At 71.1% G+C, this 24701-nt stretch carries 20 protein-coding genes; 11 read left to right on the top strand and 9 right to left on the bottom strand.

All coding sequences use genetic code 11. The annotated features are described in order from the left end of the window. The first annotated feature begins 182 nt into the window (after window positions 1-182). Window positions 183-1361 (top strand): AI-2E family transporter, encoded by a 1179-nt coding sequence (locus BM424_RS18625; RefSeq protein ID WP_093419663.1) that lies wholly within the window; start codon window positions 183-185, stop codon window positions 1359-1361. A 46-nt stretch (window positions 1362-1407) separates the two neighbouring features. Here the strand turns inward: BM424_RS18625 and BM424_RS18620 are convergent, their stop codons facing one another. Further along, a complete protein-coding gene (locus BM424_RS18620) occupies window positions 1408-2604 on the bottom strand; it encodes a diguanylate cyclase (RefSeq protein ID WP_093419661.1) in 1197 nt (398 codons plus the stop codon). Between the two features lie 210 nt (window positions 2605-2814). Between BM424_RS18620 and macS the strand changes: the two genes are divergently transcribed. Together macS and BM424_RS18610 are read left to right on the top strand one after the other, a co-directional pair. Further along, a complete protein-coding gene (macS, locus tag BM424_RS18615; RefSeq protein WP_245775956.1) occupies window positions 2815-4008 on the top strand; it encodes a MacS family sensor histidine kinase in 1194 nt (397 codons plus the stop codon). Beyond that, entirely contained in the window at window positions 4005-4688 is a 684-nt protein-coding gene (locus BM424_RS18610) for a response regulator (protein WP_093419659.1), read from the top strand. Before macS ends, BM424_RS18610 begins: the two co-directional genes overlap by 4 nt. An 88-nt stretch (window positions 4689-4776) precedes the next feature. Here the strand turns inward: BM424_RS18610 and ptsP are convergent, their stop codons facing one another. Further along, window positions 4777-6402, bottom strand: a complete 1626-nt coding sequence (gene ptsP, locus BM424_RS18605) for a phosphoenolpyruvate--protein phosphotransferase (protein WP_425442030.1) — start codon at window positions 6400-6402, stop codon at window positions 4777-4779. A gap of 837 nt (window positions 6403-7239) precedes the next feature. Then, a complete protein-coding gene (locus BM424_RS18595) occupies window positions 7240-7506 on the bottom strand; it encodes a glutaredoxin domain-containing protein (RefSeq protein WP_093419652.1) in 267 nt (88 codons plus the stop codon). A gap of 178 nt (window positions 7507-7684) precedes the next feature. On the opposite strand from BM424_RS18595, the gene BM424_RS18590 reads away from it, so the two are divergent. After that, window positions 7685-8383 carry a TetR/AcrR family transcriptional regulator gene (locus BM424_RS18590; protein WP_093419650.1) on the top strand — a complete coding sequence of 233 codons (699 nt, stop codon included), beginning with the start codon at window positions 7685-7687 and terminating at the stop codon, window positions 8381-8383. A gap of 19 nt (window positions 8384-8402) precedes the next feature. On the opposite strand, the gene BM424_RS18585 is transcribed toward BM424_RS18590, so the two are convergent. Further along, window positions 8403-8729 carry a hypothetical protein gene (locus tag BM424_RS18585; RefSeq protein WP_139274099.1) on the bottom strand — a complete coding sequence of 109 codons (327 nt, stop codon included), beginning with the start codon at window positions 8727-8729 and terminating at the stop codon, window positions 8403-8405. 617 nt (window positions 8730-9346) lie between these two features. On the opposite strand from BM424_RS18585, the gene BM424_RS18580 reads away from it, so the two are divergent. The 4 genes from BM424_RS18580 to BM424_RS18565 are packed head-to-tail and all read left to right on the top strand — an operon-like array spanning window position 9347 to window position 12536. After that, a complete protein-coding gene (locus BM424_RS18580; RefSeq protein ID WP_245775955.1) occupies window positions 9347-10501 on the top strand; it encodes an ATP-binding protein in 1155 nt (384 codons plus the stop codon). Then, window positions 10498-10899, top strand: coding sequence for a roadblock/LC7 domain-containing protein (locus BM424_RS18575; protein WP_093419643.1), 402 nt, complete (start codon window positions 10498-10500; stop codon window positions 10897-10899). Before BM424_RS18580 ends, BM424_RS18575 begins: the two co-directional genes overlap by 4 nt. Continuing rightward, complete coding sequence (locus tag BM424_RS18570) at window positions 10896-11246, top strand: DUF742 domain-containing protein (RefSeq protein WP_093419641.1); 351 nt, start codon at window positions 10896-10898, stop codon at window positions 11244-11246. Before BM424_RS18575 ends, BM424_RS18570 begins: the two co-directional genes overlap by 4 nt. A gap of 9 nt (window positions 11247-11255) precedes the next feature. Next, window positions 11256-12536 carry a cytochrome P450 gene (locus tag BM424_RS18565; RefSeq protein WP_093419638.1) on the top strand — a complete coding sequence of 427 codons (1281 nt, stop codon included), beginning with the start codon at window positions 11256-11258 and terminating at the stop codon, window positions 12534-12536. A gap of 16 nt (window positions 12537-12552) precedes the next feature. Here BM424_RS18565 and BM424_RS18560 read toward each other — a convergent pair whose 3' ends face one another. The 3 genes from BM424_RS18560 to leuS all read right to left on the bottom strand — a co-directional run bounded on the left by BM424_RS18560 (window position 12553) and on the right by leuS (window position 18807). Continuing rightward, window positions 12553-13500: a hypothetical protein gene (locus tag BM424_RS18560; RefSeq protein WP_093419636.1), complete on the bottom strand. Its 948-nt coding sequence runs from the start codon at window positions 13498-13500 to the stop codon at window positions 12553-12555. Window positions 13501-13599: 99 nt separating this feature from the next. Continuing rightward, window positions 13600-15612: an acyl-CoA dehydrogenase family protein gene (locus tag BM424_RS18555; RefSeq protein ID WP_093419633.1), complete on the bottom strand. Its 2013-nt coding sequence runs from the start codon at window positions 15610-15612 to the stop codon at window positions 13600-13602. Between the two features lie 309 nt (window positions 15613-15921). Then, complete coding sequence (gene leuS / locus BM424_RS18550; protein ID WP_093419631.1) at window positions 15922-18807, bottom strand: leucine--tRNA ligase; 2886 nt, start codon at window positions 18805-18807, stop codon at window positions 15922-15924. Window positions 18808-19085: 278 nt separating this feature from the next. Between leuS and BM424_RS18545 the strand changes: the two genes are divergently transcribed. Next, entirely contained in the window at window positions 19086-19487 is a 402-nt protein-coding gene (locus BM424_RS18545) for an SdpI family protein (RefSeq protein WP_093419628.1), read from the top strand. A gap of 61 nt (window positions 19488-19548) precedes the next feature. Here the strand turns inward: BM424_RS18545 and BM424_RS18540 are convergent, their stop codons facing one another. Together BM424_RS18540 and BM424_RS18535 are read right to left on the bottom strand one after the other, a co-directional pair. Then, window positions 19549-20064, bottom strand: coding sequence for a YqgE/AlgH family protein (locus tag BM424_RS18540; RefSeq protein ID WP_245775980.1), 516 nt, complete (start codon window positions 20062-20064; stop codon window positions 19549-19551). Between the two features lie 223 nt (window positions 20065-20287). Continuing rightward, complete coding sequence (locus BM424_RS18535) at window positions 20288-21772, bottom strand: CCA tRNA nucleotidyltransferase (protein WP_245775954.1); 1485 nt, start codon at window positions 21770-21772, stop codon at window positions 20288-20290. Window positions 21773-21886: 114 nt separating this feature from the next. Here BM424_RS18535 and BM424_RS18530 point away from each other — a divergent pair, with 114 nt between their 5' ends. Both BM424_RS18530 and BM424_RS18525 read left to right on the top strand, forming a co-directional pair. Further along, window positions 21887-22465 carry an NUDIX hydrolase gene (locus BM424_RS18530; RefSeq protein ID WP_093419620.1) on the top strand — a complete coding sequence of 193 codons (579 nt, stop codon included), beginning with the start codon at window positions 21887-21889 and terminating at the stop codon, window positions 22463-22465. Further along, window positions 22462-24687: a DUF6049 family protein gene (locus tag BM424_RS18525; RefSeq protein WP_093419617.1), complete on the top strand. Its 2226-nt coding sequence runs from the start codon at window positions 22462-22464 to the stop codon at window positions 24685-24687. Before BM424_RS18530 ends, BM424_RS18525 begins: the two co-directional genes overlap by 4 nt. Window positions 24688-24701 lie beyond the last annotated feature (14 nt).

The raw sequence follows: 24701 nt of genomic DNA, 5'->3' as shown, positions 1-24701 counted from the left end.
AGCTTCGTCCTCCCTCGCGTCCGGAACTCTGTCAAAACAAGGTCGACTTCCGTAAGCGCAGGGAAGCGGGTTCGCTACATCGTGTTACCCACCCCGACTTGCCGAATCCCCCGAACCGGACGTGCTCGGGCAGTGGTGGCGTTGGGGGGTTGCGAGGTCAAGATCGGCGATACGGTGGCGGTGTGAGCGAGCCGAAGATCAGCGGGCCGGACGACGCCGCGACGTCGATCCCACGAGTGCTGCGGGTGTCCGCGGCGGTGAGCTGGCGGATGCTGGTGATCGCCGCCGCCCTCTACGTGACGGGCGTGGTCATCACCCGGATCTACGTGGTCGTGATCCCGGTGGCGATCGCGCTGCTGCTGGCCGCGCTGCTGGCGCCGCTGGTGTCGTGGCTGGCGAGGCGGGGCGTGCCCCGGGCGCTGGCGACGGCGATGGTGCTGATCGGCGGTCTCGCGGTGGTCGGCGGCGTGCTGACCTTCGTGGTGAACGCCTTCATCAACGGCTTCCCGGACCTGCAGCGCCAGGTGGTGGCCAGCCTCGAGGCGATGCGGCAGTGGCTGGCCGTGTCGCCGCTGCACCTCAACGACGACCAGATCGCCAACTACATCCAGCAGGCCCGCGACTGGCTGCAGACCAACCAGGCGATGCTCACCAGCGGCGCCCTGTCCACGGCGAGCACCTTCGGCAACCTGCTGACCGGCCTGGTGCTGGCGCTGTTCACGCTCATCTACTTCCTGCACGACGGTCGCCGGGTGTGGCTGTTCGTGATCCGGCTGACCCCGAGGCACGTGCGCGACAAGGTCGACCGCGCCGGCATCGCCGGGTTCACCTCGCTGGTCGGGTTCGTGCGCGCCACCGCGCTGGTGGCGGTGGCCGACGCGCTCGGCATCGGGCTGGGCCTGGTGATCCTGGGCGTCCCGCTGGCGATCCCGCTGGCCGCGCTGGTGTTCCTCGGCGGTTTCGTGCCGATCGTCGGTGCCGTCGCCTCCGGGGCGGTCGCGGTCCTGGTGGCGCTGGTGACCAAGGGCTGGGTCGTGGCGCTGATCGTGGTCGGCATCGTGCTGGCCGTGCAGCAGCTGGAGGGTAACGTCCTGCAGCCGCTGATCCTCGGGCGCGCGGTGCAGATCCACGCGCTGGGCGTGGTGCTGGCGATCAGCATCGGCGTCGTGGTCAACGGCATCGTCGGCGCGCTGCTGGCGATCCCGATGGTCGCGGTGCTCAACGCCTCCATCCGCGCCCTGGTCGCCGACGACGAGCAGATCCCGGACACCACCGGCCTCCCGCAGGAACCGGCCGAGCAGGAACCCGAGCCCGAAGCCGACGAACCCGAGGACACCGAGGAACCGGAGAAGAAGGATTAGGTTCTGCTACCCGCACCGCCGAGCAAGGCGACCCCGAAACATCCGCTCAAGCAACGGTCACCGCGTTGCGGCCTGCTGCTTTGGCCGCGAGCATCGCTGCATCGGCGGCCACCAGGAGATCGGTGAGCTCGTAGCCGAACCGGCCGGTGGTCGCGACGCCGATGCTCACCGTCAGGCCGGTGAGCTCGCGCTGCTCGCCCCGGATGTCGCGGACCGGCACCGACAGCCCGGTGGTGGCCGTGCGGATCCGGTCGGCCACCCGGCAGGCGGTCTCGCACTCGGTGCCGGGCAGCAGCACCACGAACTCCTCGCCGCCGAAGCGCCCGGCCAGGTCCTCGCGGCGGACGTTGTTGTTGATCATCCCCGCGAACCCGCCCAGCACGGTGTCACCGGCCACGTGACCGATCTCGTCGTTGACCCGCTTGAAGTGGTCGAGGTCCATCAGCAGCACCGCGACCGGCTGCTGCCGCTGGCGGGCGCGCATCAGCTCCAGGCGCGCGAGCCGGTCCCAGTGGGTGGCGTTGGCGAGCCCGGTCTTGCCGTCGTGCTGCGCGGAGCGCCGCCACTGCGGCATCTGGCTGGCCAGGTCCAGCAGCACCATCGACGGGCCGACCAGCAGCGCGGAGAACGGTGAGGCCGACATCGCCACCGCCAGCAGTCCGCCGAGGCTCGCCGCGACGATGCCCAGCAGCACGTCGATCGGTTCGCCGAGCACCGCGCTGCGGGTGGCGTCCGGTCTGCGCAACCGGATTCCGCCCGCGACCACCGAGGACCGCACCACCAGCAGCACGACGCCGGTGAGGAAGAACCCGGGCGGCGTCCACACCGGGTCGTTCCAGCCCATGACCAGACGTGCGGCGAAGGTGGCGAGGGTGGTGGCCGCGGTGGTGAACAGCCAGCGGTGCGGCTCGGGCCGGTCGTGCAGAACCCCGTGCAGCGTGGGCCCGAGCAGCAGCAGGACCAGGAGATTCGGTGGCAGCAGCAGGATTCCGGCCGCGAGGTAGACGATGTGCAGCGTCCACGGGTTGCGCCGGATCTGCCGCCGGAGGCTGATCGAGACGGAGGTGACGATGATCGTCGCGCCCGCCGTGATGGCCAGCGCGGCGAAGTTGACGAGCTCGTCGGAGTCCGGCCGGCGGCCGGTGACGAACACCAGCACCACCAGCGCGACCGCCAGCGCTTGGACGAGCAGGGCGTAGCCGATCGCAGCAGGGCGCATCCGCCACAGCGACCAATCCCCCATCTCCCACCTCCCGCCCGGAGCCTCGCACAGCGATTCGGCGGACCGAAGCACAACGTGAAAACGGTGAACGGCGTTTCGCGCCGATGACCCCCAACCGGGCGTGGCGGCTCGGCGGATCGGAGCAACGCGACCCGTGTCGCTTTCCCTCCCGCGCGATTCCGCCGCGGGCCGCCCGTGCGGCAGGATGGTTGCCCGGGAGGGGACTTCGAATTGACCGGTTCGCACGCAGCGCCGACACCGCCGCAGGTGGCCGACGGCCGCACCCCGCTGTGGCGGGGGCACAACGTCTTTCGCGTCGTGACGTTCCTCTACGCCGCGTTCTGGTTCGGCATGAAGTACGAGACCTACGCGCGGCCGTGGCTGGCGACGGTCTGCATCAGCTGCATGGCGGTGTGGACGGTGTTCACGGTCTGGCGCTACCGGACCCGCGCCGGGCGCACGAACCGCCTGGTGGCCGCCGACGTCGTGGTGGTCAACACGCTGTTCCTGCTCAACGAGTTCATCCTCACCGAGGCGCACATGAGCACCTCCGATCCCTCGGTGGTGACGGTCTGGCACTCCACGGGCGTCACCGCGGCGGCGGTGCAGTGGGGGATGAAGGGCGGTGTCGTCGCGGGGATCATCGCCGCGGCCGCCAACCTGCTGATCCGCGGCCGCATCGGCGCGGACATGGCGATGGACACGCTGCTGCTGGTCGGGGTGGGCCTGGTGATCGGGCTGAACTCGGACACCGCGCGCCGGTCGACCGAGCGGCTCGCGCGGGCGCTGCGCGCCGAAGCGGCCACGGCGGAGCGGGAACGGCTCGCCCGGTCCATCCACGACAGCGTGCTGCAGGTGCTGGCCCGGGTCCGCAGGCGCGGCGCGGAGCTCGGCGGCGAGGCGGCGGAACTCGCCGAGCTGGCGGGGGAGCAGGAGATCAAGCTGCGCTCGCTGATCGCCAGCACGCCGGAGTCCGCGGAGGACGGCGACCCGGACCTGGCGGCCCGGCTGGAGGTGCTGCGCACCGCGCGGGTGCACGTGTCGGTGCCGGGGACCCCGGTGCGGTTGACCGAGCAGCTCAGCGCGGACCTGGCGGCGGTGGTGCGGGAGGCGCTGGCCAACGTCGAGAAGCACGCGGGCGAGAAGGCCCAGGCGTGGGTGCTGCTGGAGGAGCTGCCGGACGAGATCGTGCTCAGCGTCCGCGACGACGGACCGGGCATCCCCGACGGCCGGTTGGACGAGGCTGCCGCCGAAGGGCGGATGGGGATTGCGAAATCCATCCGGGGCCGGGTCGCCGCCCTGGGTGGGATGATCACTCTCGACACCGCGCCGGGCGAGGGAACCGAGTGGGAGGTGCGCGTTCCCCGCGCTCCCGAGCCCGGACGATCCCGAGGGCCCCAACGCCCCAGAGGAGGAGAGCGATGAGCGAACCGCCGGTCACCGTGATGGTCGTCGACGACCACCCGATGTGGCGGGACGGGGTCGCGCGCGATTTGGGGGAGCGCGGTTTCGAGGTCCGCGCGACCGCGGGCGACGCCGGGTCGGCGCTGCGCATCGCGCAGGCCGTGACGCCGGACGTGGTGCTGATGGACCTCAACCTGGGCGACACCTCGGGCGTGCAGGCGACGCTGCAGATCACCCAGGAGATCCCGGGCACGCGGGTGCTGGTGCTCTCGGCCAGCGGCGAGCACGCCGACGTCCTGGAGGCCGTCAAGGCGGGCGCCTCGGGCTACCTGGTCAAGTCCGCCTCGGCGGAGGAGCTGGTCGACGCGGTCCGCCGCACGGCCGCCGGCGACGCGGTGTTCACGGCGGGCCTGGCCGGGCTGGTGCTCGGCGAGTACCGCCGCATGGCGATCACGCCCGACTCGGAGCACCAGGCCCCGCAGCTCACCGAGCGCGAGACGGAGGTCCTGCGCCTGGTCGCCAAGGGCATGACGGCCCGCCAGATCGCGACGAAGCTGGTCATCTCGCACCGCACGGTCGAGAACCACGTCCAGTCCACGCTGCGCAAGCTCCAGCTCCACAACCGCGTCGAACTGGCCCGCTACGCCATCGAGCACGGCCTCGACCAAGACCGAGACCCCGAAACCCCCGAGGACTCCTGACCCTCCCCCCGGTCAAATCCTGCGGTATTCGACCGGTCAAAAACCGCAGGTTTTGTCGGGTCGAATACCGCAGGTTTTGTCCCGAGGATCAGGCGAGGGTCGTCTTGGTCGTGTGGCGGGCTGCTGCTGCGCTGGGGGCTTCGAGGGCCGCTCGGGCGGCTTTGCGGAAGGTGTCGAGGGGGTGCTGGGCGAGGGCCGCGCCCACCGCTCGGACGGCGGGGGCGTTCATCGAGAGGCTGGTGACGCCGAGGCCCGCGAGGACGCCCGCGAGGTGCGGGTCGGAGGCGGCCTCACCGCAGACACCTACCGATTTGTCGACAAGTCGACCTGCCTCCCCGACCATCCCGATGAGCCGCAGCAGCGCGGGCTGCCAGGGGTCGTTGAGCCCGGCGAGCGCCCCGGCCATCCGGTCGGCGGCGAAGACGTACTGGGCGAGGTCGTTGGTGCCGATGCTGACGAAGTCGACGGCCTGCAGGATCTCGGCCGCCGACAGCGCCGCGGCCGGGACCTCGATCATCACGCCCACTCGATCGATTCCGCCGGCGCGAGCGCGCTCGGCGAACCACGCGGCCTCGTCCGCGGTGGCGACCATCGGGGCCATCACCGACACCTCGGCGCCGGAGTCCTGGGCGGCCCCGGCGATCGCCTCGATCTGGGTGTCCAGCAGGTCCGGCCGGTCGAAGGCGACCCGCAGCCCGCGCACGCCCAGGGCCGGGTTCGGCTCGACGCCCATGTCCAGGAACGCCAGCGGCTTGTCGGCACCGGCGTCGAGGGTGCGCACGACCACGGGCTTGCCCGCGAACGGCGCCAGCACCTCGGCGTAGGCGGCGCGCTGGGTGGCCACGTCGGGTTCCTCGTCGGCGCCCAGGTAGCAGAACTCGGTGCGGAACAGCCCGACTCCCTGCGCACCGGCCTCGACCGCGGCGGTCGAGTCGGTGGCCGAGCCGACGTTGGCCAGCACCTTCACGGGCGCGTCGTCGGCGGTGCGCCCGACGCCGTCCCAGTCGGCGTGCTCGGTGCGCTCGGCCGCGCGGGCCGCGACCGCCGCCTCGGAGAGCTCGACCGTCCCCTCGTCGCCGTCCACGGTCGCGCCGGAGGCGGCGGCGTCGAGCACGCCGCGCACGGCGACGACCGCCGGAATCCCCAGGGCGCGCGCCAGGATCGCGGTGTGGCTGGTGGGCCCGCCCTCCTCGGTGACCAGCGCGAGCACCAGCTCCGGGTCGAGGTCGGCGGTGTCGGCGGGTGCGAGGTCGCGGGCGATCAGCACGCTCGGCTCGGTGATCTCGGGGACGCCGGGCGGGGTGATCCCCTCGATGGAGGCGATGATCCGGTCCCGCACGTCGTGCACGTCGCGGGCGCGCTCGGCCATGTAGCCCCCGGCGGCGCGCAGCGCGTCGGCGAAGCCGTTCGCTGCCTCGAAGACGGCGCGGGAGGCGGGCAGCGAGCGGGTGGCCACGAGCTGCTCGGCCTGCGAGGTCAGGGCCGGGTCCATGGCCATCGCGGCGGTGGTCTCGAGGACGGCCTTGGCGTCGCCGCCGACCTTCGCGGCGCGCTGGAACAGCCCTTCGGAGACCGCGTCGGCGGCGGGGCGGATCCGGGCCGCCTCGGCGGCGGGGTCGGCCGGAGCGGGCGTGGCGGCGGGCTCGGGCAGCGGGTCGGCGACCCGGACGATCGGCCCGGCGGCACGGCCGGAGCTGACTCCGACACCAGTCATACGCGACATGGTCTAGACCATACCTTTCCGCGTTGCTCGGCAGAAGGACGCGGCGCGGATACGACACGCACCTCGACGCCCGGCTGAAGACCAGCGTAGGGACGGTTTTCCCATTTGGCTCGACCGTGTGAGCCAGTGGGCACCCGCAGGTCGATCGCGGATTCCTACGTCACCCGGATGCAGCAGCGCGTGGCGTTACTCATAGGTAGCAACTGAGTAGCCGTACGGATCCGGCTCGCACCCCTGAAACCGCAGGCTGTGGGCATGGCATTCACCGCGACGCTCACCGAGCCGACACTGGACGCGCACCGTTTCGCCGGACGACTGGCCGCGATCGTGACCTTCTTCGCGGCCCAGCCCTCCCCGGCGGACGACGACCCCGAACCCGACCCCCGGATCCCCGACTCCCGGACCGCCGACGATCGCGCTGAAGTCGTTCCGGGCGAACCGGTCGACACCAGTCATCACGAGGAATCCCAGTCCCCGGTCGCCTCGACCGGGGTCCCCGGCCCACGCGATCGGCGGAAAGGCCGGAAAAGATCGGGAAGAAAACGCGAGTGAGGTCCTCACCAGGGGAAACGCCTTGAATGCAGAATTCCATGTGCTTTCGGACACAACAGATTACTCCGCTTGTGATCCACCGTTCGAGCGAATTCCCCTGTCAAGGAGGATCTTTTCCCCGGGCGTTGCCGTCAAACTGAACGGGTTGTCGCTCGTCGGTAATCGCGCCATCGACGATCGCAACCTGCTGTGGGCCGGCCGCAACGCCCCCCGTGCGGTCGGCCCACGGCGCTGACTTCGGCCCAGCAGCCCCGATCTCGGCCCAGCAGCCGGTTCTCAGGCGGGCAGCAGGTGCGGGGCGTGCTCGGCCACCGCCGCCAGGACCTCGCGGGCCGACGGGTTGACCGCCTTCCAGTCCCCGATCACCACGGTCGGCACGGTCTCGTTGCCGTCGGCGATGGAGCGCACGACGCCCGCCGCCTCCGGGTCCTGCCAGATGTCGACCTCGTCGAACGCCAGGCCGGATCCCTGCAGACCCGCGCGCAGCGACATGCAGAAGGGGCAGCCCGGCCGGCTGTAGACGGTGACCTTCTCGGCGGACATCAGACCTCCAGTTGTGCCAAGTTCCTCTCCCAGCTTGAACAATCCGGGCGGCGAATTCATCCGCCGCGAGACGCAGCTCATGTCGTCCACACAGGACCCCTTCCAGCCCGGTGGTGACGCCCGTTACGGTCTGACCGACCGGTCGAGGAACCGGGCCCAGGACCGAGGGGTAGAGGACATGACGGAGCTGTCCCCGCGCGAGCGGGCGCGGACGGCCACCGAGCAGGACATCCGGCGCCACGCCCGGACGCTGCTCGTCGAGCACGGCAGCGACGCGGTGACGCTGCGCGCGATCGCGCGCGAGCTGGGCATCACCGCGCCCGCCCTCTACCGCTACTACTCCTCCCGCGAGGACCTGCTGCGCCAGCTGTGCGACGACGTGTGCGCGGACCTCTCCGAGGAGCTCTCGGCCGCGTTCGACCCGGAGACCGAGCAGTTCCTGGACCGCACGTTCGCGGTCTGCCGCCGGTTCCGCTCCTGGGCGCTGGCGCACCCGAAGGAGTTCGCGCTGGTGTTCGCGACCCCGAAGGACCGCTCCCGGCAGCCGGACCGGTTCGCGGGCGTGTTCCTGAGCATCGTCGCCCCGATGATCTCGGAGAACCCGAACGCGCAGGAGAAGGTGAAGGCGTCGCTGACGCTGCCGGACCTGTCGGTGCAGCAGAAGTCGCTGGCCGACGCCTTTTCCCACGAGGGCATCGAGGTTCCTGCGGAGGCCATCGACGCCGAGGCGGTGTACTTCCTGATGCGCTGGTGGGTGCGCCTGTACGGGCATATCGCGCTGGAGGTCTTCGGCCGCTTCCCGTTCGAGGTGATCCACGCCGATCAGCTCTTCGACGCGGCGCTGCAGGAGCTCGCCGAGGAGAGCGGCCTGACCTGATCGTCGCCCCGGCTCTCACTCAGTGTGGTCGTACCAGCCCGGGGCTGAGGGTGATCCGCACGCGCGGGTGAACGACGTCCGGGTGGAACAACTCCCGTCGGCGGTGCGTCCCGATGTAGGGCGGCGGCTCGGTCCGGGCGCGCTGCCGCGCCGTCCCGGGTCGCCGGTCGGCCTCCAGCACCGCGATGAAATACCTTGCGAAATCGGAGAGTTCGCTCCGATCGCGGATCGTCTTCTGCAACTTCCACACCGTCAGCGCGCCCGGTCCGGAGCCCGCGTGCTGGCCGTGCCCGCCGCGCAGCGGGAAGGTCAGCAGGAACACGGCCGTCACCAGGAGTGCACCCACCCCCACGAACCACCCGGGTGAGACCACCTGAAGCGTGATTTCGCGAAACATGCTGTCATACCTCCGTTTTCATCAGTCCGATGTGGAGAGACTAGCGATGCGCGCGCAGGTCGTCGAAGCGGGTCGCGATGCCCGGGCGGAGACGCCCTCGAAGCGGCACGAGCGCGGTGATCGTTTTCGGGAGGGCGAGAATTCGCGGGATTGTAGACGTTCGCCGGGCGACTTCGCGGGAGTTCATCAGATCGAGGAAACGAGGACGCGAGGGCCGTGTTCGTGCTGCGAAATTTGGTTGCTCCGGTTCACGGATTTCCGTCGTTCGGCGGAATGGGAGGGCATCCCCGCAGCGTTGTCACCGAGCGCGCACGAAAGGGGTTCCACCGAGCCCAGCAGATCACGCAAGTGTCGCAATGGCACGCTACCTAGGTCACATCTTCGCTGGTCATCACGCCGATCTCGTCACGATCAGTGGTTGCTTGCGCAGTAAATCTCTTTCGATTGTCGCCCCATCAGCGTGGTAACTTCGTCGTTCCCAGCGCTTTCGAATTCATTCACGCACGCTAACGACGGAGCACTCCCCAGTGGACGTGGCATTGTGGGTTGCCCTTGCGGCAATCGTAGTGATTCTGCTGGCCTTCCTGGTTTCCCTGCAGCGCCTCAAGTTCCAGATCCGGCTGCGCGATGAGGAAGCGCACCACTTGGTCACGCGCCGGCTCCCGGCGCTGATGGACGCCGAGCGCGGCCTGCCCATCGACGTGCCCGGACCGCTGCGACCCACCCTCGCCGACACCGCCTTCCAGCACGAGCTGCAGACCGTCATCGGCCAGTTCGCGGGCTTCGCGGACGAGACCCGGCAGCGCGCCGACCGCGCCGCCAAGGCCACGCTGATCTCCACCATGCGCGGCGTGCAGAGCCTCGCCAACGAGCAGCAGCTGGCCATCACCGAGATGCAGCACGAGCACGACGACCCGGCCGTGCTCGCCGGGCTGATGAAGATCGACCACGCCAACTCGCAGCTCGTGCGGCGCGCCCAGGCCACCGCCGTGCTGTGCGGCACCTGGCCCGGCCAGCAGCGCTCGGCCGCGCCGGTGCTCGCCGTGGTGCGCGGGGCGACCTCCCGCATCCGCGACTACCTGCGGATCGAGGCGCACTCCGAGAGCGAGCTCGCCGTGTCCAGCCGGGCCGTCGAACCCGTCGTGCTCGCCCTGGCCGAACTGCTCGACAACGCGGCCCGCTACTCGCAGCCCGCCACGCAGGTCCAGGTGCACTTCCAGCCCGCGCACAACGGGCTGTCCATCGTCGTCGACGACGCCGGGGTGGGCATGAACCCCGAAGCCCGCGAACGCGCGAAAGCGCTGCTCACCGGCCGGGAAGTCGTCGACATCAACAAGCTCGGCGACCCGCCGCAGATCGGGTTCGCGCTCGCCGGAGTGCTCGCCGCGCGGTACGGGTTCAAGGTCTTCGTGGAAGCCGCCTCGCCCTACGGCGGCATGCGCGCGGTGCTGTTCCTGCCCAACGAACTGCTCACCAAGACCGAAGAACCCGCGCCCGCGCAGGCGAGGAGCGCACCGGCCGCGAACGAACCGCAGGAGACCAGCGGCGGACTGCCCAAGCGGCAGCGTCGCAGCAGCACCACCGTGCCGGCGCGAGCCGCCGAGCAGGGGAACTGGGGAAGGGGCAAGCCATCGGTGATGGGGGCGTGGCAACGCGGCAGCCTCACCGGTCGCGGGTCCGAGGAAAAACCGGACGACGAAGAGGGAACGACCACATCATGAACCGACAACACGACCTGGGGTGGATGCTCGACGAGGCGCTGCGGATCCCGGAGGCCAGGCACGCGATCCTGCTGTCCTCCGACGGGCTGCTCATGGCCCACTCCGCGGACATCACCTCCGACGACGCCGAGCGGCACGCCGCCGCCATGTCCGGCCTGCAGTCGCTGGCCCGCGCCAACGCCGCCTTCTGCGGCTCGACCGAGAAGTCCTGGCAGCAGACCATCACCGAGTACGACCACGGCTACGTCTTCCTCGTCGCCGCGGGCCCGCGCGCCTACGTCGCCGCCTCCGCCGGTCACGACGTCGACGTGGAGAGCATGACCCACCGGTTGATGGAGCTCGTCCAGCGGCTCGGGAAGGAACTCAGCGCCGGTCAGCGCATCGGTGAGTTCGCGTGAAACGCCATGAGCGCGCGCTGGTCCGGCCGCACGTCGTCACCGGCGGCCGGGCCCGGCCCTCGCGCAACACCTTCGAGATGGACACCCAGATCTACGCGGTCCGCCAGGCCTCGCCCGGCACCGCCGGACCCGAGATGCGGCGCACGCTGGGGCTGTGCCGGGACCGGCCCCTGTCGGTCGCCGAGCTCTCCGCGAACCTCGCGCTGCCGATGTCGGTGACGAAGGTGCTGCTCGGAGACCTCCTCGACAGCGGGCACATCGTCACCCGCAGCGCCCAGCGCGACCTCGAGGCACCGCGGATGGAACTGCTGCAGGGCGTCCTCGACGGGCTCCGCGCCAGTCTCTAGGGAGCATTCGTGACCGACGACCGAACCCGGTTGCACGCACCGGAATTCGCCGCCGACCCGCAGTCCGCCTACCGGCGGCTGCGGGAAGCCGGACCGACCGCACCCGTGGAGATCGCACCGGACGTGCCCGCGACGCTGGTGCTCGGCTACGCCGAAGCGCTCCAGGTGCTGCGCGATCCGGCGAACTTCCCGAAGGACCCGAGGTCCTGGCAGCGCACCGTGCCGCAGAACTGCCCGGTGCTGCCGCAGATGACCTACCGGCCGAACTGCATGTTCACCGACGGCGCCCCGCACACCCGGCTGCGCGGCGCCATGACCGACGCGCTCGCCCGCGTCGACACCAGGGAGCTCCGCACCCACCTGGAGGAGACCGCCGACGCGCTCATCGACCGGTTCGCCGCCGACGGCAGGGCGGACCTGGTCGAGCAGTACGCGCGGGTGCTGCCGCTGCTGATGGTGACCCGGATCTGCGGGGCGCCGCCGGTGATCTCGGAGAAGATCGTCTCCGGGGCGCTGGCCCTGTCCGACGGCGTGGACGGCGGGCGCGGCATCGGCGAGGCCGTCGCCGAGCTCGTCGCCGCCAAGCGCCGGAAACCCGGCCCCGACGTGGTGTCCTGGCTGCTCGCGCACCAGGCCGGGCTCTCCGACGAGGAGGCGGTGCACCAGGTGACGCTGCTGTGCGGGACGGGCAGCGAACCGCTGCAGAACCTGATCGCGAACACGCTGCGGTTGCTGCTGGTCGACGAGCGGTTCGCCGGGGACCTCTCCGGCGGGAGCCTGCCGGTGGCCGACGCGCTCGACGAGGTGCTGTGGACCGATCCGCCGATCGCCAACCACGGCGCCGTCTTCCCCACCCGGGAGGTGCAGGTCGGCGGCATCCCGGTGCCTGCGGACCAGCCGCTGCTGATCAGCTTCGCCGGCGCCAACACCGATCCGGCGGTGGATTCCCCCGGGAGAGTGGGGAATCGGGCGCACGTCGCGTTCGGCGCGGGCAGGCACGCGTGCCCGACACCCGCGCAGCGCATCGCGCGGATGACGGGCACCGCGGCCGTCGAACGCGTCCTGGACCGGTTGCCGGACCTGGAACCCGCGGTGCCCGCCGACGAGCTGGAGTGGAAACCCGGCCCGTTCCACCGGGCCCTGGCCTCGTTACCGGTGACGTTCCCGCCACCGCCCAAGCAGATCCGGCCGTGGCTGGGTTCGCCGACTCCGGTCGTGCGGCGCGAACCCGGCCCCTACCGGCCCGCCGGGTTCTGGGGAGGGTTCGTCCGCTGGCTGCGCGGCGGCTGACCCGCCGGGAGCCGGCTTACAGGGATCCGGCCTTCGCCTTGTGCAGCCGCTTCACGACGTTGAGCGCGTCGGGGTACTGGCCGGAGCCGGATTCGTGCAGCACGTAGGCGGTTCCGCCCAGGTCGTCGATGCCCTCGGACATGCTCGGGGAGCGGAAGCAGTGCGTCGCCGGGATGTCGATGTCGGTGGCGCCCTTGGTGGTGACGTAGATGTTGCTGCGCACGTCGCGGGACAGCGAGGTGCTGTAGACGAACTCGTCGCCGGTGACCATCAGGCCCTGGGTGCCCTTGGGGACCTCGAAGGACTTGCCGGTGGTCAGGTCGCCGTTCTCGGCGACGGAGTAGGCGTACATCTTCTCCCGGCCGTCGCGGCTGTACTTGCCCGCGTAGAGCGTGTTCCCGTCACCGGCCAGGAACGAGGCGCCGTAGACCTCGCGGGCCTCGCCGGTCTGCTTCAGGTACGGGCTGCCCTCGGCCTTGAGCGCGTCGGCGATCTGGGACAGCTTGTACTTGCGGATCGTGTAGTGGCCCTCGGAGTTGTTCCGGCCGGTCACGAACGCCCAGCCGCGGGCGATCGCGATGCCGCTGGCGTGCGTCTCGGCGATCTCGACGTCGCCGACGGTCTTGCCGGAGGCCGGGTCGACGCCGTAGATCTTGGCGTTCGACCCGTCGGGGCCGTAGGCGGTGATCAGCAGCAGGCCGTGGCCCGCGCCGTCCCAGTCGTTCCACGCGGCCAGGCCCTGCGGCGTGTGCTCGGGGATGCCCGGGATGGCCGGGCCCGCGCTGAACTTCTCGTCGTAGGTGTAGCCCGCCGAGGGCCCGCCGTAGAACGACGCGTCCTCGCCGCTGGAATCGGAATTGCAGGTGATGGCCGCGCTCTCGGCGGCCGACCCGGTCACCGGGACCCCCAGCAGCAGCGCTCCGCTGACCGCGGCCACGGCGCTCTTGCGAACCAGCGCTCTCATCGCTTCCTCCCTCGGTGGTGTTCCACGCGTACGTCCCTCGGACGCACCGGAACCGCTCCGGTTCCCTCCGCTTCGAACACCACCGGGGGAGAAACCGCGTCACGGCAGGGGATGTGTCCTGTCGTGGGCGATTTGCGCGTCCTGGCGGGCGGATTCGGCCCCGGTCGCGATGGGGGCGGTGAGCCACTGCCGGGGAATGCCGAAGGCCTCGACGAGATCGACCGCGTGCGGGCGCAGTTCGCCGCAGAGGGTGTTGACGGCCTGGGTGATGGACTTGGCGCGACGGGCGCTGATCCGCTCGTGCTCCAGGAACCAGGCCTTGTCCTCCTCGATGATGGTCAGCGCGTAGAGATCGCAGACCTTGTCGAGCAGTGCGGCGTTGCGCGGGTCGGCGCAGCGGTCGACGGCGGCGACGAACGACTCCAGCACCAGCCGGTCGATGTGCACCCGGGCGGCCCGCAGCACGTGGTCCTGCGCGTCGTTGAACACCTCGAAGGCGTTGTCCTTGTTGGCCTTCCGCAGCCTGCGGCCCAGCCCGTCGAGGACGTGCTCCTCGCGGTCCTCGAAGGCCTTGAGCTGCCAGCCGCGGTCGAGGATGTCGTCCTTGTTCGACGCGTCGATGATGCGCTGCACGATGGAGTGCGCCGCGGAGCGCTCGATGACCGCGCCCACGAACTGGTCGGCGACGAACTTCGCCAGGCCCAGCGTGCCGATCCCGTCGAACTGGTCCTTGTAGTTGGTCAGCAGGCCCTTGGCGACCAGCTGCAGCAGGACCGTGTTGTCGCCCTCGAACGTGGTGAACACGTCGGTGTCGGCCTTCAGGCCCGCGAGCTGGTTCTCGGTGAGGTACCCGGCGCCGCCGCAGGCCTCGCGGCAGGTCTGGATGGTGTGCGTCGCGTGCCAGGTGGTGACCGCCTTGAGCCCGGCGGCGCGGGACTCCAGCTCGCGCTGGGCGCGCTCGTCACCGGTGCGCTGCACCTCGTCGAGGGCCTGCACCAGCTCCTCCTGGGCGAAGTGCAGGGCGAACGACTTCGCCAGCGCCGGGAGGAGTTTCCGCTGGTGCGCCAGGTAGTCGAGGACGACGACCTCCTGGTCGGAGCCCGGGCGGTCGAACTGGCGGCGCGCGTCGGCGTAGCGCAGCGCGATCTCCAGCGCCAGCTTGGCCGCCGAGCCCGAGGTGCCCGCCACCGAGATCCGGCCGCGGATGAGCGTGCCGAGCATGGTGAAGAAGCGCTTGCCCTCGCTGTCGATCGGGCTCGTGTAGGTGCCGTCCTCGGCGACGTCGCCGTAGCGGTTGAGCAGGTTCTCGCGCGGCACCCGCACCTGGTCGAAGTAGAGGCGGCCGTTGTCGACGCCGTTGAGCCCGGCCTTGCGGCCGCAGTCCTCGATCCGCACGCCTTCGCGCGGGTTGCCCGCCTCGTCCCGGATCGGCACCAGCAGCGCGTGCACGCCGTGGCTCTTGCCCGCGGTGATGAGCTGGGCGAACACCACGGCCATCCGGCCGTCGCGGGCGGCGTTGCCGATGTACTCCTTGCGCGCCGCCTCGTGCGGGGTGTGGACGACGAACTCCTGCGTCGCCGGGTCGTAGGTGGCGGTGGTGCGCAGCCGCTGCACGTCGGAGCCGTGCCCGGTCTCGGTCATCGCGAAGCAGCCGGGGAGCTCGGCGCTCATGATGTCGCGCAGGTAGCGCTCGTGGTGCCGCTCGGTGCCCAGGGCGACGACCGCGCCGCCGAACAGGCCCCACTGCACGCCGGACTTGACCATCAGCGACAGGTTCCCGGCCAGCAGCTCCAGCGAGACCACCGATCCGCCCTGGTCACCGCCGCCGCCCTGGGCGACGGGGAAGCCGAGCTCGGGCACGCCGGACTTGGCCAGCAGCCGCAGCTGCTCCAGCGTCCGCGCCCGGTGGCTCTCGGTGTCGAGGTGGTCGGCGTTGGACAGGTCGTTCTCGCGCAGCGACGCGCGGACCTTCTCGCGCACCGACGCCCACCGACCGTCCAGCAGCGTCCGCAGCTCAGCGGCGTCGAACGCGGGCCCGTCCCCGGACCCCGCCCCGGCGGACCTGTCAGCGGGCTCGGTGTCAGCGGACCTCGCGTCAGCGGGCTTGGTCATCTCGCGGCCTCCAGCTTCTCCGTCCGACGCCGCCCACCGTAGTTACCGACGGGTAACCCCGCCATGCGACGAAACTCACCACGCAGCGTAATACCGGACACCCACCCCCAACCCCGCACACGCCCGAACCCCGCGGAACCTCGGGTCAAATACCGCAGGTTTTGACCGGTCGAATCCTGCGGTTTTTGACCGGTCGAATACCGCAGGATTTGACCCGAGGTGCGAACCGTCGGGGTCCGGAACGTCGAAAACCCCGGTTTTCGCGGGGACGAAAACCGGGGTTTTTGACGTGCGGAGGGTGAGCGAGGGTCAGGCGACGATGTTGACCAGGCGGTTGGGGACGACGATGACCTTGCGGGGGTCCTTGCCGTCCAGCGCCGCGACGATCTTGTCGTCGGCCAGGGCCGCGGACTTCACCGCGTCCTGATCGGCGGAGGCCGGGACCTGGACGCGGGAGCGGACCTTGCCGTTGACCTGGATCGGGTACTCGATCGAGTCCTCCACCAGGTACTGCTCGTCGGCGACCGGGAACGGGCCGTGCGCCAGGCTCTCGGCGTGGCCCAGGCGGGTCCACAGCTCCTCCGCCAGGTGCGGCGTCAGCGGCGCCACCATCAGCACCAGCGGCTCCACCACCGAGCGCGGGGTGCCCGCGGCCGAGGCGTAGGTCTTGGTGATCCGGTTGTTGAACTCGATCAGCTTCGCCACCGCGGTGTTGAACCGCAGCTCGGCGAAGTCCTCCCGGACGCCCGCGATCGTCTTGTGCAGGGCGCGCAGCATCTCGGTGTCCGGTTCCTCGTCGGTCACCCGCAGCTCACCCGTCGTCTCGTCGACGACGTTGCGCCACAGCCGCTGCAGGAACCGGTGCGAGCCGACGACGTCCTTGGTCACCCACGGGCGCGAGGCCTCCAGCGGGCCCATCGACATCTCGTACAGCCGCAGCGTGTCCACGCCGTAGGCGTCGGCCATCTCGTCCGGCGACACCGAGTTCTTCAGGCTCTTGCCCATCTTCCCGTACTCGCGGGAGACCTCTTCGCCCTGGTAGAAGAACTTCCCGTCCTTCTCCTCGACCTCCTCGGCCGGGACGTAGACGCCGCGCGCGTCGGTGAAGGCGTAGGCCTGGATGTAGCCCTGGTTGTACAGCCGCCGGTACGGCTCCTCCGAGGACACGTAGCCCAGGTCGAACAGGATCTTGTGCCAGAACCGCGAGTACAGCAGGTGCAGCACGGCGTGCTCGACGCCGCCGACGTAGAGGTCCACGCCGCCCGGGTCGTTGCCGCCGTGCTTCTGCGGGTTCTTGCCCATCCAGTACTGCTCGTTGGCCGGGTCGACGAACCGCTCGGAGTTGTCCGGGTCGATGTAGCGCAGCTGGTACCAGCAGGAACCCGCCCACTGCGGCATGACGTTGGTGTCGCGCTCGTAGTGCTTGAGCCCGTCGCCCAGGTCCAGCTCGACGTTGCGCCACGCCTCGGCCTTGGCCAGCGGCGGCTCCGGGCGCGAGTCGGCGTCCTCCGGGTCGAAGGTGCGCGGCGAGTAGTCCTCCACCTCCGGCAGCTCGACCGGCAGCTGGTCCTCCGGCACGCCGCGCGGCACGCCGTCGTCGCCGTAGACGATCGGGAACGGCTCGCCCCAGTAGCGCTGGCGGGCGAACAGCCAGTCGCGCAGCTTGTACTGGACCGTGCCGCGGCCGTGGCCGTGCTCCTCCAGCCAGGCGATCACGGTCTTCTTGGCGTCGGCGATGTCCAGGCCGTTCAGGCTCAGGCCGGTGGACTCCGACGCGGAGTTGATGGCCGGTCCGTCGCCGGTGTAGGCCTCGCCGTCGAACCCGTCGGCCGGCTGCACGGTCCGGATGATCGGCAGCCCCAGGGCCGTGGCGAAGTCCCAGTCGCGCTGGTCCTGGCCGGGGACGGCCATGATCGCGCCGGTGCCGTAGCCCATCAGCACGTAGTCGGCGATGAAGACCGGGATCTGCGCGCCGTTGACCGGGTTGGCCGCGTAGGCGCCGGTGAAGACGCCGGTCTTCTCCTTGTTCTCCTGCCGGTCCAGGTCGGACTTCATCGAGGCGGCGCGCCGGTAGTCGGCCACCGCGTCCGCCGGGGTGGCCGCGCCGCCGGTCCAGCGCTCGTCCGCGCCGTCCGGCCAGGCGTCCGCGACCAGCTCGTCGACCAGCGGGTGTTCCGGCGCCAGGACCATGTAGGTCGCGCCGAACAGGGTGTCCGGACGGGTCGTGAAGACCTCGACGGACCGGCCGGAGTCGCCGACCGGGAACACCACGTTGGCGCCCTGCGAGCGGCCGATCCAGTTCCGCTGCATCGTCTTGACCTTGTCCGGCCAGTCCAGCCGGTCCAGGTCGTCGACCAGGCGGTCCGCGTAGGCGGTGATCCGCATCATCCACTGCTTCAGGTTGCGGCGGAACACCGGGAAGTTGCCGCGCTCGGTCAGCCCGTCCGCGGTCACCTCCTCGTTGGCCACCACGGTGCCCAGGCCCGGCGCCCAGTTGACCGGCGCCTCGGACAGGTAGGCCAGCCGGTACGGGTCGACGACGTCGCGCCGCTCGGCCTCGGACAGCTCCGCCCACGGGCGGCCGTCCGGGGTGGCGCGCTCACCGGAGGCGAACTCGGCCTCCAGCTCGCTGATCCGCCGCGCGCGGCCCCGGCCGCCGTCGGCGTCCGGGTCGTACCAGGCGTTGAAGATCTGCAGGAAGATCCACTGGGTCCACCGGTAGAACTCGATGTCGGTGGTGGCGATGCGGCGGCGCTCGTCGTGCCCCAGGCCCAGCCGGCGGATCTGGCCCAGGAAGCGCTCGATGTTGGCCTCGGTCGTGGTGCGCGGGTGGGTGCCCGTCTGCACCGCGTACTGCTCGGCGGGCAGGCCGAACGAGTCGAAGCCCATCGTGTGCAGCACGTTGCGGCCCAGCATCCGGTGGTAGCGGGCGTAGACGTCGCTGCCGATGTAGCCCAGCGGGTGCCCGACGTGCAGACCGGAACCGGACGGGTACGGGAACATGTCCTGGACGAACAGCTTGTCCTCGGGCACCTCGCCGTCGGCCAGCGGGCCCGCGGGGTTCGGCGCGTGGAACGTGCCGCGCTCGGTCCACTCCCGCTGCCAGCGCTGCTCGATCTCGGTCGCGGTGCCCGCCGTGTAGCGGTGCGCCGGCACCTCTTCGGTCGAAGTGGCCTCGTTGGGCTGGCCAGTCATGTCGTTTGCGTCCTTCCCTGCTCCGCCGGAACGCGCGCGTTCGTGCGCCCTAGTGTGCCGCCCCCGAAAAACGGAAAACCCCCCAGCCCTGGTCGGGCATGAGGGGTCGCCGCGCTGAACCGTCTCATCGGTTCAACGCGGCCTCGCAAGAAGCAGCCGCGCGCTCATGGCTCCAGAGTAGCGGACCAGGCAAAACGGTTTCCGCTCGGCGTGTGGGACAGCGCACCCGGAGCCGATGTCCGGCGGATCTCCGCCGGGCGGAGGTTTAGGCTGCGGGGGTGCTCGCTGTTCAGGTGATCCTTTGCGCGGTTCTGATCCTCGGCGGAGCGGCCCTGGTGCTGCTCGGGTTCCGGGGCCTCCGGGGTTCGCTGCCCCTCAACACCTACGTCGGCGTACGGACTCCCGCCGCGATGCGCAGCGAGGAGGCCTTCGAGCTCGCCAACCGGGCGGCCGGTCCGGCGATGCTGGCCGGCGGCGCGATCGCCGTGCTGGCCGGGGTGTCGCTGCCCGCGCTGGTGAGCGGCTTCAGCGTCGGGATGGTCGCGGTGCTCGGCCTGGTCGGCGCCTTCGCGCTGATGACCGTCGGCGGGGTTGTGGGCAACCGGGCCGCGGAGACCGTCCCGGCTCCCGCTCCGGCCGCCGGCTGTGGAGGGTGCGCGGGCGGCTGCTGCGGCGGCTGACCAGTGAGAACGCACTTCTCCCCACGTTCTCCACAGGAAGTTGTCCACAGGCTGTGGAGAACTAGTTCAGCTTCACGTCTCCGGGGTGGGTGGCGAGGTACGCCAGCGGCGGGCCCTGCCTGCGGAGCACCCGGGACCACAGCTCGGTGTCGGGGTCGGCGATGACGTCGTCGGGCAGCGCCGGGACGACCAGCCAGTCGCCGCGCTCGATCTCCCCGGCCAGCTGGCCCGCGTCCCAGCCCGAGTAGCCGGCGAAGAACCGCAGTCCGCGCGTGCGGGGCGCCAGCGCCTCCGGGTCGCCGTCCAGGTCGACCATCCCCACGGGCCCGCGCACGCCGACCACTCCGTCGATCGCCCCGACGTCCTCACCGGCGCGCAGGGTCGCCAGGCAGATCGCCGTGCGCTGCTCGACCGGTCCGCCGACGAACAGCGACTGGGGGAGCGTCGCGTGGTCGCCCCACTTCGGGAGCACGTCGTGCACGGCGACCTCGCTGGGCCGGTTGAGCACGACCCCGAGGGTGCCCTCCGAGCGGTGGTGGATGACGTAGACGACGGTTCGCCGGAAGTTCTTGTCCATCAGCTGCGGAGCGGCGACCAGCAGGGTGCCCGGCTCCACCTCGGCGTCTGATCCTTTGGCGTCCGATCCCACCTCCGCATGATCTCACCGGATCGGCGGGGACGGTCCCTTCCTCGCGCAACAAGATGGGCGGAAAACCGGAAACCGATACGAACGAGTGCTGACCAGTGAGCGGTAATGCTCACTGGTCAGCACTCAGTAGTAATAGTGCACCGGCTGCAGGTCACTGACCTGCGGTTTCAATGCCCTGCTCGCGGGCCCAGCGGTGCAGCTCGGCGATCGCTTCCTCCCGCGACATCGGTCCGCGGTCCAGCCGGAGCTCCTTGAGGTGCTTCCACGCCTTGCCCACCACCGGACCCGGATCGACGCCGAGCAGCTGCATGATCTCGTTGCCGTCGAGGTCCGGGCGGACCTTCGCCAGGTCCTCCTCGGCCGCGATCCGGTCGATCCGCTCCTCGAGATCGTCGTAGGCGCGCTGCAGCGCGTTGGCCTTGCGCTTGTTGCGGGTCGTGCAGTCGGCGCGCACCAGCTTGTGCAGGCGGGGCAGCAGCGGGCCCGCGTCGTTGACGTAGCGGCGCACCGCCGAGTCCGTCCACTGCCCGTCGCTGTAGCCGTGGAACCGCAGGTGCAGGAACACCAGGTCCGAGACCTGGTTGATGACGTCCTTGGGGTAGCGCAGCGCGCGCAGCCGCTTGCGGGTCATCTTCGCCCCGACCACCTCGTGGTGGTGGAAGCTCACCCCGCCGCCCGACTCGAAGCGCCGGGTCGCCGGCTTGCCGATGTCGTGCAGCAGCGCCGCCAGCCGCAGCACCAGGTCCGGCTCGCCGTCCGGGTCGGCCGCCCGCTCCAGGTCGATGGCCTGGTCCAGCACGGTCAGCGAGTGGCTGTAGACGTCCTTGTGCTGGTGGTGCTCGTCGATCTCCAGCTTCATCGCCGGCACCTCGGGCAGCACGTGCTCGGCCAGCCCCGAGCTCACCAGCAGCTCCACCCCGCGCCGCGGGAACTCGCCGCACAACAGCTTCGACAGCTCCACCTGCACGCGCTCCGGGGTGATCCGGGCGATCTCGCCGGACATCGCGGTCATCGCCTCGACGACCCGCTCGCTGGGGGTGAAGCCCAGCTGGGCGACGAAGCGGGCCGCGCGCAGCATCCGCAGCGGGTCGTCGGCGAAGGAGTCCTCCGGCGCGGCCGGGGTGTCCAGCCGCCGCTCGACCAGGTCGGACATCCCGCCGTGCAGGTCGACGAAGGTGCGCGCGGGCAGCTCGATGGCCATCGCGTTGACCGTGAAGTCGCGGCGCACCAGGTCCCCGGAGATGGAGTCGCCGAAGGCCACCTCGGGGTTGCGGCCGACGCGGTCGTAGCTGTCGGCGCGGAAGGTGGTGATCTCCACCGTCGTGCCTCGGCGGAAGGCGCCGAGCGTGCCGAACTGGATGCCGGTGTCCCAGATCGTCTCCGCCCAGCCGGTCAGCAGCTCGCGGACCTGCTCCGGGCGGGCGTCGGTGGTGAAGTCCAGATCCGTGCCCAGGCGCCCCAGCAGGGCGTCCCGCACGCTGCCGCCCACCAGGTAGAGCCGGTGACCGGCGGCGGCGAAGCGCTCGCCCAGCTCCTCGGCGACCGGCGCGACCTTGATCAGCTCGACGACGGCGTTGCGCTGGGCATCGAGCTCGGAGGAGGCCTGAGGAATGCCGGGTTGCTGCTTGGTGGACACGATTCACCAGGGTATCGGCCGCGTGAGACCACCCACGACGCGCGCCCGAGGTTCCACCGCCCGGGGCCCGTGCGAGCCGACCGCGCCCTCCCGCGAAGCACTACCATCGGGGCCATGCCCCCGTCGCCCGGCCGCTCCGGCGGTTCCCAGCCGGGGCGTCGGAACCGGCGCCGGCGGCGTCGGCTGCGGACGGTCGACGAGACCTCGGCCGGAGGGCTGGTGATCGACGGCGATCACCGGCTGGCTGCGATCATCGGGAGGTTGGATCGCAGGGGGCGACTGCTGTGGTCGTTGCCGAAGGGACACATCGAGCCTGGTGAGACGCCGGAGCAGACCGCGGTGCGGGAGGTCGCCGAGGAGACCGGCATCATCGGCCGCGTGGTGATCGCGATCGGCACCATCGATTACTGGTTCGCCGCCGGGAACCGGCGGATCCACAAGACCGTGCACCACTACCTGCTGGACGCGGTGGGCGGAGAGCTGTCCGACGAGGACGTGGAGGTCACCGAGGTGGCATGGGTGCCGCTCGGTGAGCTGGACGAGGTGTTGGCCTACGCCGACGAACGCCGACTCGTGCGCCGGGCCCTGAGCCTGCGCGACGGCGGTGAGCGCGACGGCGGCGCGGACGGTCGCGCGGGAGGCGAACGCCTCGGGGCACGACCGACGAGAGGGAGCGGGACGGAGCAGACGTGAGGTTTCTGCTGGCCGCGCTGTGCGCGGTGCTGTTGTTCGCGATGCTGCCGGTCACCGGGGCGACCGCGCAGAGCGGCAACGCAGCCGACTTCGACGTGACCAAGGTCACGCCATCGGTGGTGGGCGGCGGATCACCGGGCGAGGTCGTCGTCAGCGGCACGCTGACCAACCGCGGCGGTCGCGCGCTCAACGGGATCCAGGCCCGCGTCGAACGCGGCACCCCGCCCACCAGCGAACCCGCGGTGCAGCGCGCCATCCGCGAGGGCTCCGACGGCATCACCCAGCCCGCCTCCGCGCCGCTCGCCGACCGGCTCGAACCCGGCCAGTCCCTGCCCGTGCAGATCCGCGTCCCGCTGACCGGCGCGAACTCGCTGCAGCTCAGCCAGCCCGGCGTCTACCCGCTGCTGGTCAACGTCCAGGCGGGCGGCAGCCGGATCGCCGAGGCCCAGTTCCTGCTGCCGGTCACCGCGCTGCCCGGCCAGCCGCCGATGCGCCCCGCGCAGGCCACCCCGACGAGCCTGATCGTGCCGATCGTCGACACCCCGCGCCTGGAGCGCGAGGCGCTGCCCGGCGGCCGCGCGGTGCTCGTCGACGACCAGCTCTCCACCTCGCTCGCCCCCGGCGGGCGGCTCTACGACCTCGTGCAGGCCATCAGCGACAGCGCCCCGGCCGGGTCCTCGCTGGGCAACGCGCTGTGCTTCGCCATCGACCCGGACCTGCTCATCACCGCCAAGGCCATGCAGGGCGGCTACCAGGTGCGCCAGCCCAACGGCACCCTCGTCGAGGGCATCGGCCGCTCCGCCGCCGACCTGTGGCTGACCAAGCTCCGCCAGGCCACCACCGGCCGCTGCGTCATCCCGCTGCCCTACGCCGACGCCGACGTCGTCGCGCTCGGCCGCGCCGGGCTGTCCGACCTGGTCAACGGCGCGATGGACGGTTCCCAGCTGCTCAGCGCCCCGGACGGGCTCGGCGTCGACCCGCGCGACGTGCTGTGGCCGATCGAGGGCGCGATCGCCGACCCGAAGGCCGGCGACCTGCCGTCGACGATGCTGCTCGACACCCGCGCGGTGAACATCCCGGCCGGCTCGCTGACCCCGGTCAAGCTGCGCGGCAGCAACACCACCGCCATCCCGATCGACCCGCTGATGGCCTCCGCGCTCGACCCGAACCGCGACACCCAGCAGGAGGTCACCCAGCCCTCGCCGCCCGGCGGCGGGTCGCTGACCTCGCAGAACGCGCTCGGCGCGCTGGCGTTCCGGGCCACCGGCGGCTACGTCCCGAACGCGACCTCGGTGCTGGTGCCGCCGCGCCGCTGGAACATGCGGGCCGACGACCTGCGCGGCCTGCTCACCGGGCTGTCCAAGCTCGACGCCGACGGGCTGATCCGGCTCACCGCGCTGCCCGAGCCGAACCCGGCGACTCTCGCCGAGGCCGACCTGACCTACCCGGTGCAGGCGGGCGGCTCGGAGATCCCGCGCGAGGTGATCGACCACCTCGCCGCGCATAACTTCAAGGTCGGCGACCTGGCCCGCTCCTCGGAGTCGGACCGCGCCCAGACCGTCGAGCCCGGCCGGGTCACGACGCCGCTGCGCAACGGCCTGCTGCACGGCGTCTCCAGCGCCTGGCGCGGCAACGCCGGCGCGGCCGACGACTGGGTGCGCCGCGCCACCGGGCCGATCCACGACATGCTCGGCAAGGTCCGCATCGAGGAGTACCCGGGCACCACCAACCGGCTGTCCTCGGACAGCCCGATCCCGGTCACCGTGGTCAACGACCTGCCGTTCACCGTCGGCATCCGGTTCAAGATCCCGAACGTGCCGGGAGTCGAGGTGCAGCACGACTTCGGCGGCGGCCTGGCCACCGTGCCCGCGAACGGGCGGCGCCAGTTCATGCTGGAGGCCTCCGCGAAGCGCGCGGGCCGCTTCATGGTCGACATCAGCGTCACCGCGGGCTCCGGCACGCCGCTGGGCACCACCAAGCGGCTGCCGATGGAGTCCACCGAGTACGGCCCGATGATCCCGTGGCTGACCGGCATCGCCGGTGCCGTGCTGGTGCTGCTGTCGGTGCGCCGCATCCTGAACAAGGCCAAGGCCCGCCGGGAACGCAAAGCCGCAGCTCAGCAGGCGGCCGACGCGGCCCAGACGCAGCCGCTCGCGCACACCGCCACCGGCGCTCCCGCCGCGCAGCGGCCCACCACCGAAGGCGACCGCGACCGGGGCTGAGATCCTGGTGCGCA

This window comes from Saccharopolyspora flava (genome assembly GCF_900116135.1).
GTDB classification, from domain to species: domain Bacteria; phylum Actinomycetota; class Actinomycetes; order Mycobacteriales; family Pseudonocardiaceae; genus Saccharopolyspora; species Saccharopolyspora flava.
This window is presented reverse-complemented; position numbering and strand designations above follow the sequence as displayed.

Excerpts from the sequence above, each read along its gene's own strand:
- BM424_RS18620 (WP_093419661.1), bottom strand. The coding sequence starts at position 2,604 with ATGGGGGATTGGTCGCTGTGGCGGATGCGCCCTGCTGCGATCGGCTAC.
- BM424_RS18610 (WP_093419659.1), top strand. The coding sequence starts at position 4,005 with ATGAGCGAACCGCCGGTCACCGTGATGGTCGTCGACGACCACCCGATG.
- ptsP (WP_425442030.1), bottom strand. The coding sequence starts at position 6,402 with ATGACTGGTGTCGGAGTCAGCTCCGGCCGTGCCGCCGGGCCGATCGTC.
- BM424_RS18595 (WP_093419652.1), bottom strand. The coding sequence starts at position 7,506 with ATGTCCGCCGAGAAGGTCACCGTCTACAGCCGGCCGGGCTGCCCCTTC.
- BM424_RS18590 (WP_093419650.1), top strand. The coding sequence starts at position 7,685 with ATGACGGAGCTGTCCCCGCGCGAGCGGGCGCGGACGGCCACCGAGCAG.
- BM424_RS18575 (WP_093419643.1), top strand. The coding sequence starts at position 10,498 with ATGAACCGACAACACGACCTGGGGTGGATGCTCGACGAGGCGCTGCGG.
- BM424_RS18560 (WP_093419636.1), bottom strand. The coding sequence starts at position 13,500 with ATGAGAGCGCTGGTTCGCAAGAGCGCCGTGGCCGCGGTCAGCGGAGCG.
- BM424_RS18555 (WP_093419633.1), bottom strand. The coding sequence starts at position 15,612 with ATGACCAAGCCCGCTGACGCGAGGTCCGCTGACACCGAGCCCGCTGAC.
- leuS (WP_093419631.1), bottom strand. The coding sequence starts at position 18,807 with ATGACTGGCCAGCCCAACGAGGCCACTTCGACCGAAGAGGTGCCGGCG.
- BM424_RS18540 (WP_245775980.1), bottom strand. The coding sequence starts at position 20,064 with ATGGACAAGAACTTCCGGCGAACCGTCGTCTACGTCATCCACCACCGC.
- BM424_RS18530 (WP_093419620.1), top strand. The coding sequence starts at position 21,887 with ATGCCCCCGTCGCCCGGCCGCTCCGGCGGTTCCCAGCCGGGGCGTCGG.